Below are 17,517 nucleotides of genomic sequence, written 5' to 3' on the forward strand. Positions count from 1 at the left end.
ACTCCGCACATGCACCCGCACCAGTCCACCGCGAGACGGCAGGCCGTACGGCGGCTCGGCGTCACCGCTGCCGCCGCCGCGGCCCTGCTCGCCACGACGGCGCTGCCCGGCGCCGCCGCACCGCAACCGGGCGGGACGGCGGCCGACGGCGCCCGCGTCCTGGTCTTCTCCAAGACCGCCGGCTTCCGCCACGACTCGATCCCCGAGGGCATCGCCACGGTCAAGGACCTCGGCGCGCAGCACGGCTTCGCCGTCGACGCGACGGAGAACGCCGGCGCCTTCACGCCCGGCAACCTCGCCCGGTACGACGCGGTCGTGTGGCTGTCGACCACCGGAGACGTCCTCAACGCCACCCAACAGGCCGCGTTCGAGAAGTACATCGCAGCGGGCGGCGGCTACGTAGGCGTGCACGCGGCGGCCGACACCGAGTACGACTGGCCCTTCTACGGCGGCCTGGCCGGCGCCTACTTCCAGTCGCACCCGGCGATCCAGCCCGCCACCGTACGCGTCGAGGACCGCGCCCACCCCGCCACCGCACACCTCGCGGCGGCCTGGGACCGCACCGACGAGTGGTACAACTACCGCACCAACCCGCGCGAGCGGGCCCACGTCCTCGCCACCCTCGACGAGACGACGTACACCGGCGGCACGATGGGCGACGACCACCCGCTCGCCTGGTGCCAGGAGTACCGCGGCGGCCGCGCCTTCTACACCGGCGCCGGCCACACCAAGGAGTCCTACGCCGACCCAGCTTTCCGCACCCACCTCCTCGGCGGCATCCGCTACGCCGCGGGCCTCGCCCAGGCCGACTGCCGCCCGGAGCAGGGCTACACGCCGCTCTTCGACGGTACGCGGACGAGCCTGGAGGGCTGGAAGCAGGCGGGCCCCGGCTCCTTCACCCTGAACGAGGACGACGGGACGCTCACCTCCGACGGTGGCATGGGCATGCTCTGGTACGCCGCCAAGGAGCAGCAGGCGTACTCGGTGAAGCTGGACTGGAAGATGGCGAGCGAGTCCGGGGACGACAACTCCGGCGTCTACGTCGGCTTCCCGGCCTCCGACGACCCCTGGTCCGCGGTGAACAAGGGCTACGAGATCCAGATCGACGCCACCGACACCCCCGACCACACCACCGGCTCCGTCTACGGCTTCAAGGCCGCGGACATCAAGGCCAGGGACGCGGCCCTGAACCCGCCGGGGGAGTGGAACACCTACGAGATCCGCGTCCAGGGCGAACGCCTGAAGGTGTTCCTCAACGGTCGCAAGATCAACGACTTCACCAACCGCGACCCGGCACGCTCCCTCCGCCAGGGCTACCTCGGCATCCAGAACCACGGCCCCGAGGACAAGGTCGCGTTCCGGCACATCCGGATCAAGCCGCTGGGGTGAGGAGGCGGGCTGCTGCCTGACGGCTGAGCTTCGGCCAAGGGCGGGACTTCCGACAGGTACGGCGCAGGTACGGCGCAGGGACGGCGTAGGTACGCGCGCAGGGACGGCGCTTCGGGCACGGATGTGGGAGGGTGCATGGGTACGGATACGGGTGCGGCTGGTACGAGTGCGGCTGGTACGAATGCGGGAGATGGGACCGGCTCGGGTGGTGGCCGCACCGGGGTGTGGCTGATCGGCGCGCGGGGCTCGGTCGCCACGACCGTCGTCGCCGGCTGCGCGGCACTCGCCGCGGGCCTGCACGAGCCGACGGGCATGATCACCGAGACGGCGGCCTTCGCCGGCGTCCCGCTGCCACCGCTCGCCTCCCTGGTGTTCGGCGGCCACGACATCACCTCCTGCCCGCTGCCGAAACGCGCCGAACAGCTGGCCGCCGGTGGTGTCCTGCCGCACGGCCTGCCCCGCTCCGTACAGGCCGAACTCGCCGCCGCCGACGCCGAGATCCGCCCCGGCGGCCCGATGCCGGGCGACACCCGCGACGACGACGCCCTGGTGGCCGCCTTCGCGACGGACCTGCGCACGTTCCGCCGCACCCACGCCCTGGACCGCGTGATCGTCATCAACGTCGCCTCCACGGAAGCCCTACCGGCACCGGTCTCCGGCCAGGCAGATGTGGGGCAGTCGGACGACGGTCAGCCGGGCTCCGGCGAGTCGGGCACCGGGCAGTGGGGCTCCGGTGAGTCGGGCACCGGCCGGCCGGACCCGGCGCCGTCGCGCGGGCAGCGGCCGCCCACTGACCACCTCCCCACCAGCTCCCTCTACGCGCTCGCCGCACTCCGTGCCGGCTGCCCGTACGTCAACTTCACCCCCTCCACCGGCCTGCACCACCCCCTCCTCCGGGACATGGCCCGCTGCAGCGGCCTCCCGTACGCGGGCCGCGACGGCAAGACCGGCCAGACCCTGCTGCGTTCCGTCCTCGCCCCGATGATGGCGCAGCGCGCGCTGACCGTACGGGCCTGGTCCGGCACGAACCTGCTCGGCGGCGGAGACGGCGCGGCACTCGCCGACCCGGCCGCGGCCGCCGCGAAGGAGGCGGGCAAGGCCGCCGTACTCCGCGACACCCTCGGCGAACTGCCGCCCGGCGACCTCCACATCGACAACGTCCCGGCACTGGGCGACTGGAAGACGGCCTGGGACCACATCGCCGTCGACGGCTTCCTCGGCAGCCGGGTGATCCTCCAGACCATCTGGCAGGGCTGCGACTCGGCCCTCGCCGCCCCGCTCGTCCTCGACCTGGCCCGCCTGGTGGCTGCCGCCCACGCGGCCGGCCTCAGCGGCCCGCTCCCCGGGCTCGGCTTCTACTTCAAGGACCCGGACGGTGGCCCGGCCGCCCTGGCCGACCAGTACACCGCCCTCACCACCACCTTCGCCGCCCGCCTGCGGGAGGCCCAAGCATGATCCCCCTCCCGCCCCTCCCGAACTTCCTCCGCCCCTCCACCCCTCCCCGCCACCGCATGACCGACCTGAACACCCCCGGCGGCCTACCCCACGGCACCGGCCCCTTCCGGGGCCGCACACGCCGCCGGAACCGCTTGAGCCGTCGAAACCGCTCGAGCCATCGGGACCGCTTGAGCGGCTGGCTTCGAGGCACCCACGCCCATGCCGACCCGGCAGCCGAGGCGGACGGCGGCACTGGGACTAACGGCGGCACTGGGACTAACGGCGGCACCGGGACTGACGGCGGCACCGGGTCGGACGCCACCCCGCACTCGACCTCGACCTCGGCATCGGTTCCGGCCTCGGTCCCGGTTTCGGGCCTGGCCCCGGTCTCGGCATCGGCCCGGACCCCGACCCGGCGAGCTGCCCGGCGAATTGCCCAGCGAACCGCCCGGCGAGCCGCCCGGCGAACCGTCCGGCGAGCCGCCCGACCCGGCAACGGGCCGACAGGACAAGCCGGCGAGGAGCCACGGCAGCCCTCCCACCCCCTCCGCGACTGGGCGGAGCTGCTCCGCGTCTCGGCGCCGGCCAGCGTCCCCGGCGACCTCCTCGCCGGTGCCGCGGCAGCCGGTCTGCGCCCCAACTCCCGTACCGCCCTTGCCACCCTCTCCTCCCTCTTCCTGTACGAAGCCGGCATGGCCCTGAACGACTGGGCCGACCGCGACATCGACGCCCTGGAACGCCCGCAGCGCCCCATCCCCTCAGGCCGCATCGCCCCCGGCGCGGCACTCGCCGCAGCCGGCGGCCTGACGGCTGCCGGTCTGGCGTGCGCGGCGGCTGCCGGCCGCCCGGCCCTGGCCACCGCCACCGCCCTGGCCGCCACCGTCTGGGCCTACGACCTGTACCTCAAGAACACCCCCGCCGGTCCCACAGCCATGGCCTGCGCCCGCACCCTCGACCTCCTCCAAGGCGCCATCGCCACCACCGACCCCGGCTCTCCCGCACGGCCTGCCGCTCTTCACGCCCTCCCCGCAGCCGCTCTGCTCGGCGCCCACACACTCACCATCACCACGGTCTCCCGCCGCGAGGCCCAAGGCTCTTCCTCCTCCCTGCCCCTTCTCTCCCTGGCCGCCGTCACCGCCCTCGCCCACACCACAGCGGCGCGTCCCCCCTTCCACCTCCGAACCCCGGGCTCACCCCCAGCCACCAAGCCCCCTGCCACCGCCCCCGCTCCCACACGGCCCACTCCCACACGGTTCACCTCCACACGGCCCACCTCCACCGCGCTGGTGACCCGGTTCCTCGCGGCCGGGTACGCCGCCACCGCCGCCCGCCCCCTCCTCGTCGCCACGCTCAACCCCTCGCCCCACTTCCTCCAGCGGGCCGTCGGCGGCGGCATCCGCGCGATGATCCCGCTACAGGCGGCCCTCGCCGCGCGAGCCGGTGCCCCGGCCACCGGAGCCGCGGTGCTCGCGCTCATCCCCGTCGCCCGTCGCCTGTCCCGGAAGGTCAGTCCGACATGACCCCCACACCCCCGCGGCCCCCTGCCGAGGCCACCCGCCCCCTACGACCCCCGGCCCAGTCCACACCTCCGGACGCGTCGCCCTCGCCCCTCCCCACCCCCTCGGCGTCCGTCACCCCTTCGGCGTCCATCGCCCCTTCGGTGTCCGCCGTCCCTTCGGTGTCCGCCGTCCCCTCGACGTTCGCCGCCCCCTCGGCATCCGCCACTCCCGCCCCGCGACGACCCCTACGCCTCGCTTACGGGACCAACGGCCTCACCGACCTCCGCCTGACCGACGCCCTCTCCCTCCTCTCCGATCTCGGCTACGACGGCGTCGCGCTCACCCTCGACCACATGCACCTCGACCCCCTCGCCCCGGGCCTGGCCGCCCGCACCGCGCGAGTGGCCGAAGCGCTACGGGCCACGAACCTCGCCGTCGCCATCGAGACCGGCGCCCGCTATGTACTCGACCCGCGCCGCAAACACCACCCCACTCTCATCGACCCCGACCCGGAAGCCCGCGCGGCCCGCGCCGCCCTCCTACGCACCGCCGTCCGCATCGGCGCGGACCTCGGCGCCACCGCCGTCCACTGCTTCAGCGGCGTACGCGACCCCGGCAGCCCGGACCCCGACTCCTGGCAGCGCCTGGCCGCCGCCCTGGCCCCGGTAGCCGAGGCAGCCTCCGACGCCGGCCTGCCGCTCGCCGTCGAACCAGAACCCGGCCACCTCCTCTCCGACCTCGCCGGCTTCCACCGCCTCCGTACGCTCATGGGCGCGCCCGACCCGGACGTACTCGGGCTGACCCTGGACATCGGCCACTGCCAGTGCCTGGAACCGCTGCCGCCCGCCGACTGCGTACGTGCCGCCGCCCCCTGGACCCGGCACGTCCAGCTGGAGGACATGCGCCGTGGGGTCCACGAGCACCTCCCCTTCGGGGACGGCGAGATCGACTTCCCGCCCGTGCTCGCCGCCCTCCGCGATACCGCCTACCAGGGCCTGGTGAGCGTCGAGCTCCCCCGCCACTCCCACGCCGGCCCCACCCAGGCCCGCACCTCCCTCCACTACCTCCGCTCCCACCTCCCCAACTCCGCCGCCCCACCCCCAAATTCGACCCCACCCCCGCCCCCAGCCGCGGGCCCGGACCCGGCGACGGAGCCAGCCCCGCCCTCGAAAACGGCCCCGGCCTCGGAATCGGCCCCGCCCTCGGAATCGGCCCCGAGCCCAGCCCTGGGGTCGGCCCCAGCCCCGGGGTCGGCCCCGGCCGCGGGAGCCCCAGTGCGACCGCCAGGGCACCCGGCCGCCCCCGCCGGCCGCAACGGAGGTGTCCCGTGCTGACCCCCGACGACGCCTGGGTCGCTCGTCTCGACAAGGCGCTCCGAGACCGCCTCGGTGGCAGTGCCCGCGCCTGGCTGGACGAGGCCCTCGCCGAAGCCACCGCCCACGCCACCGGAGCCGCATCCCCCGTGGGAACCGCCCCCACCGCCGGAGTCACCCCCGCGGGCGCCGACACCGAAGTCACCCCGGCCCGCCCCGCCCCGAGGCCATCCACCCCTCCCGTATGGGAGATGCGGTTCGCGTCCGCCGGGCGGCACTGCGTGCGGAGGGAACCGCCGCATCATGCCGACCCGGAGGCCGCCGAGGTCGCGCGGGTGCTGATCCTGTGCGCCGCCCGAGCCGACGGCGCCACCGTCACCCGGCTGTACGAGCACGGCACGGCCGCCGAACGCCGGGCCGTGCTCCTCGCACTGCCGCAGCTGCCGTTGGGTACGGAGGGCCGGGACGGCCTGCCGCTCGTCGAGGACGCCTTGCGGACGAACGACACGCGGCTGGTCGCCGCGGCCGTGGGCCCGTACGCCGCACAGCACCTCGATGCGCACGCCTGGCGGCACGCCGTACTCAAGTGCCTGTTCACCGGCGTGTCGGTGGACGCCGTCACCGGTCTCGCCGAACGTTCCCGCGGTGACGCCGAACTCGCCCGCATGCTCGGCGACTACGCCCGTGAACGCACCTCGGCCGGTCGTCCCGTACCCGACGATCTCCCGCGCGTTCTCGCTCTCACCCAGCTGTCCCCCCTCTCTGCCGGCGCACCCGCCGGCCCGTCCGCCGGTCCCTCCACCGGCCCGTCCGCCATCCCGTCTTCCGAGGAGGCGTAACCCCGATGCGTATCTTCGATCCGCACATCCACATGACCTCCCGTACCACCGACGACTACGAGGCCATGTACGCGGCGGGCGTGCGCGCCCTCGTCGAGCCGGCCTTCTGGCTGGGACAGCCACGGACCTCACCGGCGAGCTTCTTCGACTACTTCGACTCCCTTCTCGGCTGGGAGCCCTTCCGGGCCGCCCAGCACGGCATCGCCCATCACTGCACCATCGCGCTCAACCCCAAAGAGGCGAACGACCCCCGCTGTACCCCCGTCCTCGACGCCTTGCCCCGCTACCTCGTAAAAGACTCGGTCGTCGCCGTCGGCGAGATCGGCTACGACTCGATGACCCCGGCCGAGGACAATGCCCTGGCCGCTCAGCTCCAACTCGCCGTGGACCACGGCCTCCCGGCCCTCGTCCACACCCCCCACCGCGACAAGGCCGCCGGGCTCAAACGCACCCTCGACGTCCTGCGCGAATCCGACCTGCCCCCCGATCGCGTCGTCCTGGACCATCTCAATGAGACAACCGTAGGGGACGCCACTGACAGTGGCTGCTGGCTGGGCTTTTCCATCTATCCGGACACCAAGATGGACCCGGAGCGGATGGTGCGGATCCTCCGCGTGCACGGCACGGAGCGGGTGCTCGTGAACTCCGCGGCGGACTGGGGACGGAGCGACCCGCTCAAGACCCGTCACGTCGGCGAGGCCATGCTCGCCGCCGGCTTCTCCGACGACGACGTGGACCAGGTGCTGTGGCGCAACCCCGTCGCGTTCTACGGCCAGAGCGGCCGGCTGAACCTCGACATCGCCGACCCCGGCGCCCTGCACGAGGGCAACTCCATCCTCCGCGGCGGGGAATGAGGAGGCGGCGGACCGATGCGCTTCCGGCACCCCGACGGCTCCACCGTCCACCTCGCGTACTGCACCAACGTCCATCCAGCCGAAACCCTGGACGGTGTACTCGCCCAACTCCGCGATCACTGCGAGCCCGTACGCAAACGGCTCGGCCGGGACCGGCTCGGCATCGGCCTGTGGCTGGCCCGCGCCGCGGCCCGCGTGCTGACCGTCGACCCCTCGGCGCTCCGGCTCCTGCGCAAGGAGCTGGACTCGCGCGGCCTGGAGGTCGTCACGCTCAACGGATTCCCGTACGAAGGGTTCGGCGACAGCGACGTCAAGTACCGGGTGTACCGCCCGGACTGGACCGAACCGGCCCGCCTGGAATACACCGCCGATCTCGCCCGGTTGCTCACCGCGCTGCTGCCCGACGACGTCGCTGAGGGCACCATCTCCACCCTTCCGCTCGCCTGGCGTACGAACTTCGACGACCACCGGCGCACGACCGCACTGGACGCGCTGCGCACGCTCGCCGCGCGCCTGGACGCGCTTCAGGACACCACTGGCCGCAGCGTCCGCGTGGGCCTGGAGCCGGAGCCGGGCTGCACGGTCGAGACCCTGGCCGATGCCCTCGACGCCCTGACCGGTGAGCCAGGCGTCCCCGCCCACCGCATCGGTGTCTGCGTCGACACCTGTCATCTGGCCACCTCCTTCGAAGAACCGGGGCCGGCGCTGGACGCGCTGGACCGTGCGGGCATCCCCGTCGTCAAGAGCCAGCTGTCCGCCGCCCTGCACGCCGAGCACCCCGAACGTGCCGACGTACGGGCCGCGCTCGCCGCCTTCGCCGAACCACGCTTCCTGCACCAGGCCCGCACCCGGACCGCCGACGGCGTGCTCCTCGCCACGGACGACCTCGACGAAGCCCTCGGCCGGCGAGAGGAAGCCCCCGGCCAGGAAGGCGGAGCCCTCGGCCAGGAAGGGGACGACGGGGCGCTAGGCCTGCCCACCGGATTGCCCACCGGGACGCCTTGGCGTGCCCACTTCCACGTGCCGCTCCACGCGCCGCCGCAGCCCCCGCTCACCTCCACCCTGCCGGTACTCCAGGACACCCTCGCCCGCCTCGTCGGCCCGGCCGCACCGCCACGCACCCATCACCTGGAGGTCGAGACCTACACCTGGCAGGCCCTGCCGCCCGAGCTGCGACCGCGCACCCGCGCCCGGCTCGCCGACGGCATCGCCGCCGAACTCGCCCTCGCCCGCGACCTGCTCACCGACCTCGGCCTCAAGGAACTGCCATGACCGCGCACGAGAGCAGCACCGGCGCCACCGCGGAGCCCCCGGCCGACGCGTCACCGCCGCAGCCCCTCCTGGTCCTCGACGTCGTCGGCCTCACCCCCCGGCTCCTCGACCACATGCCGCACCTCAAGGCGCTGGCGACAGGCGGCTCGTACGTACCGCTGCGTACCGTCCTGCCGGCCGTCACCTGCACCGTCCAGTCGACGTTCCTCACCGGCGCACTGCCCTCCCAGCACGGCATCGTCGGCAACGGCTGGTACTTCCGTGACGTGGGTGAGGTGCACCTCTGGCGGCAGCACAACGCCCTCGTCGGCGGCGACAAACTCTGGGACGCGGCCCGCCGCGCCCACCCCGGCTACACCGTCGCCAACGTCTGCTGGTGGTACGCCATGGGCGCGGACGTCGACTGGACCGTCACTCCTCGGCCCATCTACTACGCCGACGGCCGCAAGGAACCCGACTGCTACACCCGGCCGCCCGCCCTCCACGACGAACTCACCGAACTGCTCGGTCCCTTCCCGCTCTTCACCTACTGGGGGCCCACGGCCTCCATCACCTCCTCCCGGTGGATCACCGAAGCCACCCGTCATCTCCTGCGTACTCGCCACCCCGACCTCACCCTCAGCTACCTTCCGCATCTCGACTACGACCTGCAGCGGTACGGACCCGACGACCCCCGCTCGCACGCGGCCGCCGCCGAACTCGACACCGTCATAGCCCCCCTCCTCGACGACGCCCGCTCGGCCGGCGTCACCGTCGTCGCCCTCTCCGAGTACGGCATCACCCGCGCCCGCCGCCCCGTCGACATCAACCGCGCACTGCGCCGCGCCGGTCTGCTGGAGGTACACACCCAGGACGGGATGGAGTACCTCGACCCGACCGCGTCCCGTGCGTTCGCCGTCGCCGACCACCAGATCGCGCACGTCTACGTCCGCCGTCCCGAAGACCTCGACGCGACCCGGGAGGCCCTGGCGGACCTGCCGGGAATCGCCGAACTCCTCGACGACGCGGGGAAGAAGCAGCACGGACTGGACCACCCGCGCGCCGGCGAACTCGTCGCCGTCGCCGATCCCGACGCGTGGTTCACGTACTACTACTGGCTCGACGACGAGCGCGCACCGGACTTCGCGCGCCTGGTCGAGATCCACCGCAAGCCCGGCTACGACCCCGCCGAGCTCTTCATGGACCCGCGCGACCCCTACGTACGGCTACGCGCCGCCACCGCGCTGGCCCGCAAGAAGACCGGCATGCGTTACCGCATGGCCGTCGTCCCCCTCGACCCCGAGCCCGTGCGCGGCAGTCACGGACGTATCCCGGACCACGAGGACGACGGGCCCGTCCTGATCTGCTCCACCGCAGGCACGCTCACCACCCCCTTCGCCGCGACCGACGTGAAGTCCTTGCTCCTCAAGCTTGCCGCACGGCACTGACAATCCACTCTGGAGCCGCAATGACCAGCGACGTTCCCAACCCGCGCACCTCCCGCCACCCCGAGCTCGCCCGCACCCTCGCCCGCCGCGGGTTCCTCGGCGTGGCCGCCGGCGCCACCGCGGCAGCCGTCCTCGGCGCCTCGCAGGCACAGGCCGCACAGTCCGGCGGACGGCCCGGGCCCGCCACCGCGCACGGCCACCGCCCCGTCGTCCCGCCCGGCCGCCTCGGCATCCAGCTCTACACACTCCGCGACAAGACCTCGACCCTCGGCTTCGCCAGAGTCTTCGAAGAGCTGGCCCGCTACGGGTACGACGAGGTGGAGTTCGCCGGGTACACGCAGGGCTCGGCCGGGCCCATCAGCCTGGCCCAGCTGAAGCGCCTGATGAGGAACAACGGGCTGCGCGGCATCGGCAGCCATGTGGGCTACTACTCGTCCGATCCGAACGCCTACACCTTCGCCACCAACCTCACGAAGGTGCTCGACGACGCCCAGGCCCTGGGCCTGCCGTACGTCGGCACGGCGTCCGGGCCCAACCGCTACGGGAACACCGTCGACGGCTGGAAGCGCGCCGCCGAGGACTTCAACACCTACGGAGCGGCGGCGAAGGCCCGCGGCATGCACTTCTACCAGCACAATCACGCGGAGGAGTTCGCCTTCGCCACGGACAACCCGAAGGTGCGGCTCTACGACGTACTCCTGGCGGAGACCGACCCCGACCTCGTACGGCTGGAGATGGACATCTACTGGGCCTACGTCGCCCAGTACCGTTTCTCCAGGCGTCCGGACGGCACTCCCGCGCCCTTCGAGCCGCTCGACTACGTGCTCGCCGACCCGGCCCGCTACCCGCTCTTCCATGTGAAGGACGGCGAGCACGACGACGCGGAGCGCGACGGCTACCGGATGGTCGACGTGGGCGACGGCGACATCGACTACCGGCGCTTCATCAGCCGCGTGGGTCGCCTCCCCGGCCGGAAGTACCACAACTGGCTCGTCGAACGTGACGACGCCGTGGACCCCGCGGTCAACCCCGCAGGCTCCCTCACCACCGCCCGCCGCTCCGCTTCCCACCTCCGCCGCCTGCGGGGATAGCCGGGCCCGCGCGTCACACGGCCGACCGCCGCTCCGGACGAACCACTCCGTGAGACCGCGGTTCCGTCCCTTACGTACTCCTCGTCCGGGCCGGGTAGTGTGCCCCACGATCACGCACTACCCGACCCAGATTGGCGACACGACATGAGCGAGTGGACGCCCGCGGTGCCGACCACGGCCGGCGGAGACCCGCGCTCCCACGCGGCCTCCGTATCGGACGAGGCGGCGCGGGAGCGGCTGCTGTACCTGCGCGGCAGCATCGACAACCTCGACGCCGCGCTGGTGCACCTGCTCGCCGAGCGCTTCAAGTGCACGCAGCAGGTCGGCGAGCTCAAGGCCCGGCACAGCCTGCCGCCCGCCGACCCGGCCCGCGAGGCCACTCAGATCGCCCGGCTGCGCCGGCTCGCCGAGGACGCCAGACTCGATCCGGCCTTCGCCGAGAAGTTCCTCAACTTCATCATCGAAGAGGTCGTCCGGCACCACAAAGCGATCGCACAGAACGCGGAAGCGGAAGCGGAAGAAAAGAACGTCTGACGCCGTCACCGGGCACGGCCGTCACAGGTCCCGCACGAAGGAGACCCGGTCCAGCCCCGGGCCGTCGTAGTCCGAGTGCACCGCCACACCGTCCTCCGTACGGTCGCCCGGCTCGATCCGGAAGCCCATCCGGGCGTGGTACGCGATGGAGTTCCGGTTCACGGGGCTGGTGACGGAGCGTACGCGGGACCGGCCGTGGCCGCGGGCGATGTCGAAGAAGCGCTGGTAAAGGGCGCTGCCCAGGCCGCCGCGCTGCGCCTCCGGGTGCACACCCACGAAGTGGATGTACGCCGTCCCCGGGTCGGTCTGGGACAGGAAGCCGATGAGGAACGCCCGTAGCACGGCCCCATCGGCTCCGCCGGGCGTCTCGCCCTCCGAGCCCGCCGGGCCGGGCTCCTCCACGAGGAGACTCGTCTCCGAGAAGTGCTGGAGGAACAGCCGGGGCACCAGAAGACGGCGCTGCTGGGCGCCTGCCTCGCCGCCCTGACCGCCCCACCAGTCGGTCAGCGCCCCTTGGAGCACCGAGTGGTCCGAGGGGCGCGGATGCCGCACTGTGAGACCGGGCGGGAACGGTCCGGTCGGTTCCAGGTCACTGGCTCGTACACTCATACGGAGAGCCTAGGGGGCGCGGACCGTCACCCCGGGCCGGTTCGCAGGCCTCTTCAGGAACAGCGACAGCCCGGCCGCCAGCAGCCCCACACAGCCGGCCGTCGCGTACGCGCCCTCGTAGCCCCACGACGCCACCACCGCAGCGCCCAGGCCGCCGCCGATCAGCCCGGAGACCAGCTTCGAGCTGTAGACCAGGCCGTAGTTGGAGGCGTTGTTGTTCTCCCCGAAGTAGTCCGGCACAAGGGCGGCGAAGAGCGGGAAGAACGCGCCGCCGCCGAAGCCGGACACGAAGGCGAAGACCAGGAACAGCGGCTCGTCGGCGGTCTCACCGGCCCACAGGACGCCGAACTGGGCGAGCCCCAGGACGAGGCACACGTACGTGAGCGTCACCCGGCGCCCGAGGCGGTCCGAGAGCCAGCCCACGACACCGCGCCCGGTGCCGTTGACGACGGACATGATGCCCATGGAGGACGCCGCGACAAGGGGACCGAATCCGACGTCCTTGGCGAACGGCACCTGGAAGGAGATGCCGAAGATGGAGACGCCCGCAGTACAGAGCAGGCAGGCCCACATGAGGGGCAGCATGCCCGTACGTATCGCCTCGCGGGGCGTGAACTGGCCCGCGGCGGGCGGATTCTTGCGCAGTGCCTGCGCGGTACGCCCCTGAGTGGGGCGTGCGAGCGGGTCGACGTGCGCCGGCCACCAGTTCTTCGGCGGGTCCTTGAAGAACATCCCCGCCACCGCCGTCACCAGCAGGACGTACAGGCCCACCAGGTCGAGCACCTGCCGGTAGTTCCCGGCGTCGAAGCCGTACGAGAAGAGGAAGATGAAGGGCACGGCCCCGTAGGCGAAGCCGCCGTTGACGAACCCCGTCTTGCCGCCCCGGCGCTCCGGATACCACTTGCCGACCGTGTTGATGCACGTGGCGTACACGAGGCCGGAGCCGGTGCCACCGAGCACACCGAAGCCGGCGATCGCCCACCAGATGGACGGGGCGTGCGCGAGGCTGACGAAGCCCAGCAGCGCCAGGCCCGAGCCGGTCAGCATGGCCGCCCGGCTGGAAAGTAAGCCCTTCTCCCGCAGCCGGCCGGCGGGGAAGGCCACCGCCGCCTGGAAGAAGACCCATACGCTCAGCACCCAGAACGTGCCGGTGTGGCTCCAGTGATGTGCTTCGGAGAGCGTCGCTTCGGCGGCACCGTAGGCGTACTCGAACACGCTGATCCCCATCATGGCCACCCACGGGAGCAGCACCATGGTCCAGCGCGGATAGCCGAGGATCTCCCGGTCCGTGGCACCGACCCGGTAGACCCTTCCCTGTTCGTCGGTGATGTCACGTACCCGTCCTGGTCGCGGGGCCGTGATCTCCTCGGCGGTCATCTCACTTCGCCTCCCTGTCGGTCACATACGGACGAGCTGGATGGATGCAGATGAGCTGGACGGATGCAGACGAGCTGGATGGATGCACAGGACTCGGGATGTAGAGGGCGCCTCACAGCAGCCCCGCGGCCCGGGCCCAGCGGTATTTCGCGCCGAGCACCGCGACCGGGCGCTCGGTGGTGTAGGGGTACGCGACCACGCCGCGCGCGAAGAGGTACGCGCAGGCTTCCTCGACCTCGGTGTCCCCGGCGAGCGACGCCACCACCGGCTTCTCGATTCCCTGGGCGCGGAACTCCGCGACGACGCGGGCCGTTAGCTCGGCGAAGACCATGGGAGGGGTGACGATCGTATGCCAGTAACCCAGCACCAGCGCGTGGATGCGCGGGTCCCGCATGCCCAGCCGGATCGTCGCCTCATAGGTCGAAGGCGGCTCGCCGCCGGTGATGTCGACCGGGTTGCCCGCCGCGCCGAACGGCGGGATGAAGCGCCGGAAAGCCGCGTCCAGGTCGTCCGGGATCGCCATCAGCGACAGCCCGTTGTCCACGATCGCGTCGGAGAGCAGCACCCCCGAGCCGCCGGCGCCGGTGATGATGACGACGTTGTCCCCGCGCGGTGTGGGCAGCACCGGCAGCGCCCGCGCGTACTCGAGCATGTCGTTCAGGCCCGGCGCCCGGATGACGCCCGCCTGCCGCAGGATGTCGTCGTACACCGCGTCATCGCCCGCGAGCGCGCCGGTGTGCGAGCCGGCGGCCCGTGCCCCCGCGCCGGTGCGCCCCGCCTTGAGCACCACGATCGGCTTCTTGCGTACGGTCTCCCGCGCCGCCTCGACGAAGGCCCGGCCGTCCTTGAGGTCCTCCAGGTGCATCGCGATGCACCTGGTGTTCTCGTCCTCGCCGAAGTAGGTGAGCAGGTCGTCCTCGTCCACGTCCGACTTGTTGCCGAGCCCGACGATCGCCGAGACGCCGGTCTTCGTGGACCTGGCGAAGCCCAGGATCGCCATGCCGATGCCTCCGGACTGCGAGGTCAGCGCGACGGGCCCCTTCACGTCGTAGGGCGTGCAGAAGGTGGCGCACAGGTCCTGCCAGGTCGAGTAGTAGCCGTAGATGTTCGGCCCGAGCAGACGTACGCCGTGCTCCTCGGCGATCGACACGATGCGATCCTGCAGCGCGTGCTCGCCGGTCTCCGCGAAGCCCGACGGGATCAGCACGGCGTTCGGAATCCCCTTCCTGCCGACCTCCTCCAGAGCCGCGGGCACGAACTTCGCGGGGATCGCGAAGACCGCCACGTCCACCTCACCCGGTACGTCCAGCACCGTCCGGTACGCCTTCCGGCCGAGGATGTCGTCGGCCCTGGGGTTCACCGGATGGATGGCCCCGGGGAAGCCGCCGTCGATGAGGTTGCGCATCACCGAGTTGCCGATCTTCCCCGGCTCGCCGGAGGCCCCGACGACCGCCACGGACCGCGGCCGCATCAGCCGCCGCATCGCACCGAGGATCTCCGCACGCGAGTACCGCCGGCGCGCCGTGCCCGGACCGGCACCGAGCAGTACGCGCACGTCAGCGGCGAGCACGCCGTCCGCCGAGGCGAACACCGGATTGAGGTCGACCTCCGCGATCTCCGGGAAGTCGGCGGCCAGGTGGGAGGCCCGGACGAGCAGTCCGGCCAGCGCGTCGCGGTTCACGGGCGGCCCGCCCCGTACGCCGCGCAGCACCTCCGCCGCCCGGATACCGTCCAGCATCGACTCGGCGTCCGCCCGCGAGACAGGCGCCAGCCGGAAGGTGACGTCCTTCAGCACCTCCACGAGCACGCCACCGAGCCCGAAGGCCACGACCTTCCCGAACGTCGGATCGGTGACCGCCCCGACGATCACTTCCTGGCCGCCCGCGGGCACCATCTGCTGCACCTGCACGCCGGTGATCCGCGCCGCCGGGTCGTACGCCCTGGCATTGCTCACGATCGCACTGAAGGCGTCCCGCACCTCCGCCGCCGAACCCAGGCCCACCCGTACCCCGCCCGCATCCGTCTTGTGCAGGATGTCCGGCGAGACGATCTTGAGTACCACGGGGAACCCGATCCGGTCCGCCAGCGCGACGGCCTCGTCCGCGCACTCCGCCAGCCCCTCGGCCGGCGTCGGAATCCCGTACGCGTCCGCGATCCGCTTGCCTTCGGGAGCGGTGAGCGCGCTCCGCCCCTCGGCGCGCGCGGCCCGTAGCACGGCCCGCACGGCCTCCTTGTCCACGTCCGCCACGGCGTTCCTGTCCGCGTTCGTCACGGTGTCCTGGTCCGCGTCCGTCACGGCGTCCTGGGCCACGTCCGCCACGGCGGCCGTGCCCGCTGCCCTGGCTCCGGCGCTCGCTGCCACGGTTCCTGCGCCTGCTGCCACGGTTCCTGCGCCCTCTGACATGGTTCCAGTACCCTGCTGCGCCGTGGTTCCTGTGCTCTGCTGCGCCATCGGTCAGATCACCCCGTCCGCCCTGAGCAGTGCCACTTCCTCGTCACCCAGCCCGAGCTCGCCGACGTACACCGCCTCGTTGTGTTCACCGAGCAGCGGCGAGCGCTCGATGTCGACGGGGGAGTCGGACAGCTTCAAGGGGGAGCCGACCGTGGTGAAACGACCGCGTTCGGGGTGCTCGACCTCGACGACCATGCCGTTCTCGGCCAGCGACGCGTCCTCGACGATCTCCCTCGTCGACAGGATCGGTCCGCACGGGACGTCGTGGGCGTTGAGCCGCTCCAGCACCTCCCACTTGGGCAGGGTGCTGCTCCACTCCTCGATGAGCTGGAACATCTTGCCGAGTTTGGGCAGCCGGGCCTCCGGTGTCGCCCATTCCGGATCGTCGGCCAGTTCGGGCCGGCCTATGAGGGAGGTGATCGGCCGCCAGCCGACGGGCTGGACAATCACATACACGTAGTCGTTCGGCCCGCCGGGTGCGCACTTCACGGCCCACCCCGGCTGCCCGCCACCGCTGGCATTGCCCGAGCGAGGTACCTCGTCGCCGAAGTCCTTGTTCGGATACTCCGCCAACGGCCCGTGCGCCAGCCGCTGCTGATCGCGCAGCTTGACCCGGCAGAGGTTCAGCACGGCGTGCTGCATGGCCACGTTGACCCGCTGGCCCCGCCCGGTGTGCTCGCGCTGGTACAGCGCGGCGAGGATGCCGGCCACCGCGTGCACCCCGGTCCCCGAGTCGCCGATCTGCGCCCCGGTGGCCAGCGGCGGCCCGTCCTCGAAGCCGGTCGTGGCCATGGATCCGCCCATGGCCTGTGCCACCACCTCGTACGCCTTGAATTTGGTGTACGGCCCCTCGCCGAACCCCTTGATGGAGGCATAGACGATCCTCGGATTGATCTCCTGGATCCGCTCCCAGGAGAACCCCATCCGGTCCACGGCGCCCGGCCCGAAGTTCTCCACCATCACATCACTGCGCCCGATCAGCTCCGTCAGGATCTCCTTCCCGCGCTCGGTCTTGGTGTTGAGCGTGATGCTCCGCTTGTTGCAGTTGAGCATCGTGAAGTAGAGGGAGTCGACGTCGGGCAGGTCGCGCAGCTGCCGGCGGGTGATGTCACCGCTCGGCGCCTCCAGCTTGACCACGTCAGCGCCCAGCCAGGCGAGCAGCTGAGTGGCGGACGGGCCGGACTGCACGTGCGTCATGTCGAGGACGCGCACGCCGGCGAGAGCCTTCCCCGGGCGCTCCTCGGCCGACCGGCGGCTCCGGTTCTGGGCCGGTCGGTCGCTCCGGTCCCCAGCCGGTCGGCCGCTCCGGTCCCCGGCCGGTTGGTCGTTCCGGCCCCCGGCTGTTCGGTCACGTCGGACCCCGGCCGGTTGGTCGTTCCGCTCCCCGGCCGTTCGGTCACGTCGGACCCCGGCCGGTCGATCGT

The 17,517-nt window shown here is 72.2% G+C and carries 13 protein-coding genes and 1 pseudogene; 10 read left to right on the forward strand and 4 right to left on the reverse strand.

Going from position 1 to position 17,517, the window contains the following annotated elements:
- The first annotated feature begins 9 nt into the window (after positions 1 to 9).
- The 10 genes from AAC944_RS29690 to AAC944_RS29735 all read left to right on the forward strand — a co-directional run bounded on the left by AAC944_RS29690 (position 10) and on the right by AAC944_RS29735 (position 11,655).
- A complete protein-coding gene (locus tag AAC944_RS29690; protein ID WP_051871632.1) occupies positions 10 to 1,389 on the forward strand; it encodes a ThuA domain-containing protein in 1,380 nt (459 codons plus the stop codon).
- Between the two features lie 135 nt (positions 1,390 to 1,524).
- A complete protein-coding gene (locus tag AAC944_RS29695; protein WP_078888475.1) occupies positions 1,525 to 2,844 on the forward strand; it encodes an inositol-3-phosphate synthase in 1,320 nt (439 codons plus the stop codon).
- Between the two features lie 545 nt (positions 2,845 to 3,389).
- Positions 3,390 to 4,346 (forward strand): SCO3242 family prenyltransferase, encoded by a 957-nt coding sequence (locus tag AAC944_RS29700; protein WP_030612640.1) that lies wholly within the window; start codon positions 3,390 to 3,392, stop codon positions 4,344 to 4,346.
- Entirely contained in the window at positions 4,343 to 5,659 is a 1,317-nt protein-coding gene (locus AAC944_RS29705; RefSeq protein WP_368396502.1) for a sugar phosphate isomerase/epimerase family protein, read from the forward strand. Before AAC944_RS29700 ends, AAC944_RS29705 begins: the two co-directional genes overlap by 4 nt.
- Entirely contained in the window at positions 5,653 to 6,477 is an 825-nt protein-coding gene (locus AAC944_RS29710; RefSeq protein ID WP_368396503.1) for an EboA domain-containing protein, read from the forward strand. Before AAC944_RS29705 ends, AAC944_RS29710 begins: the two co-directional genes overlap by 7 nt.
- 5 nt (positions 6,478 to 6,482) lie before the next feature.
- Positions 6,483 to 7,331, forward strand: a complete 849-nt coding sequence (locus tag AAC944_RS29715; protein WP_030622230.1) for a TatD family hydrolase — start codon at positions 6,483 to 6,485, stop codon at positions 7,329 to 7,331.
- 15 nt (positions 7,332 to 7,346) lie between these two features.
- A complete protein-coding gene (gene eboE / locus AAC944_RS29720; protein ID WP_030622229.1) occupies positions 7,347 to 8,603 on the forward strand; it encodes a metabolite traffic protein EboE in 1,257 nt (418 codons plus the stop codon).
- Positions 8,600 to 10,030, forward strand: a complete 1,431-nt coding sequence (locus AAC944_RS29725; RefSeq protein ID WP_030622226.1) for an alkaline phosphatase family protein — start codon at positions 8,600 to 8,602, stop codon at positions 10,028 to 10,030. The genes eboE and AAC944_RS29725 overlap by 4 nt, the downstream gene beginning before the upstream one ends.
- Before the next feature lie 20 nt (positions 10,031 to 10,050).
- Entirely contained in the window at positions 10,051 to 11,121 is a 1,071-nt protein-coding gene (locus tag AAC944_RS29730; RefSeq protein ID WP_030622224.1) for a sugar phosphate isomerase/epimerase family protein, read from the forward strand.
- 144 nt (positions 11,122 to 11,265) lie between these two features.
- Positions 11,266 to 11,655, forward strand: coding sequence for a chorismate mutase (locus AAC944_RS29735; RefSeq protein WP_030622222.1), 390 nt, complete (start codon positions 11,266 to 11,268; stop codon positions 11,653 to 11,655).
- A 21-nt stretch (positions 11,656 to 11,676) separates the two neighbouring features.
- Here AAC944_RS29735 and AAC944_RS29740 read toward each other — a convergent pair whose 3' ends face one another.
- The 4 genes and pseudogenes from AAC944_RS29740 to frc form a co-directional block, all read right to left on the reverse strand.
- Positions 11,677 to 12,264, reverse strand: coding sequence for a GNAT family N-acetyltransferase (locus AAC944_RS29740; protein WP_051872269.1), 588 nt, complete (start codon positions 12,262 to 12,264; stop codon positions 11,677 to 11,679).
- Between the two features lie 9 nt (positions 12,265 to 12,273).
- Positions 12,274 to 13,641: an OFA family MFS transporter gene (locus AAC944_RS29745; RefSeq protein WP_030622218.1), complete on the reverse strand. Its 1,368-nt coding sequence runs from the start codon at positions 13,639 to 13,641 to the stop codon at positions 12,274 to 12,276.
- A gap of 112 nt (positions 13,642 to 13,753) precedes the next feature.
- Positions 13,754 to 15,889 carry an acetate--CoA ligase family protein gene (locus tag AAC944_RS29750; RefSeq protein WP_030622216.1) on the reverse strand — a complete coding sequence of 712 codons (2,136 nt, stop codon included), beginning with the start codon at positions 15,887 to 15,889 and terminating at the stop codon, positions 13,754 to 13,756.
- Between the two features lie 207 nt (positions 15,890 to 16,096).
- A pseudogene (gene frc, locus AAC944_RS29755) lies at positions 16,097 to 17,320 on the reverse strand (formyl-CoA transferase); the annotation flags it as partial.
- Positions 17,321 to 17,517: the final 197 nt, after the last annotated feature.

The organism is Streptomyces sclerotialus, assembly GCF_040907265.1.
Classification (GTDB): domain Bacteria; phylum Actinomycetota; class Actinomycetes; order Streptomycetales; family Streptomycetaceae; genus Streptomyces; species Streptomyces sclerotialus.

Excerpts from the sequence above, each read along its gene's own strand:
- AAC944_RS29735 (WP_030622222.1), top strand. The coding sequence starts at position 11,266 with ATGAGCGAGTGGACGCCCGCGGTGCCGACCACGGCCGGCGGAGACCCG.
- AAC944_RS29740 (WP_051872269.1), bottom strand. The coding sequence starts at position 12,264 with ATGAGTGTACGAGCCAGTGACCTGGAACCGACCGGACCGTTCCCGCCC.
- AAC944_RS29690 (WP_051871632.1), top strand. The coding sequence starts at position 10 with ATGCACCCGCACCAGTCCACCGCGAGACGGCAGGCCGTACGGCGGCTC.
- AAC944_RS29730 (WP_030622224.1), top strand. The coding sequence starts at position 10,051 with ATGACCAGCGACGTTCCCAACCCGCGCACCTCCCGCCACCCCGAGCTC.
- AAC944_RS29745 (WP_030622218.1), bottom strand. The coding sequence starts at position 13,641 with ATGACCGCCGAGGAGATCACGGCCCCGCGACCAGGACGGGTACGTGAC.
- eboE (WP_030622229.1), top strand. The coding sequence starts at position 7,347 with ATGCGCTTCCGGCACCCCGACGGCTCCACCGTCCACCTCGCGTACTGC.
- AAC944_RS29715 (WP_030622230.1), top strand. The coding sequence starts at position 6,483 with ATGCGTATCTTCGATCCGCACATCCACATGACCTCCCGTACCACCGAC.
- AAC944_RS29725 (WP_030622226.1), top strand. The coding sequence starts at position 8,600 with ATGACCGCGCACGAGAGCAGCACCGGCGCCACCGCGGAGCCCCCGGCC.
- AAC944_RS29705 (WP_368396502.1), top strand. The coding sequence starts at position 4,343 with ATGACCCCCACACCCCCGCGGCCCCCTGCCGAGGCCACCCGCCCCCTA.
- AAC944_RS29695 (WP_078888475.1), top strand. The coding sequence starts at position 1,525 with ATGGGTACGGATACGGGTGCGGCTGGTACGAGTGCGGCTGGTACGAAT.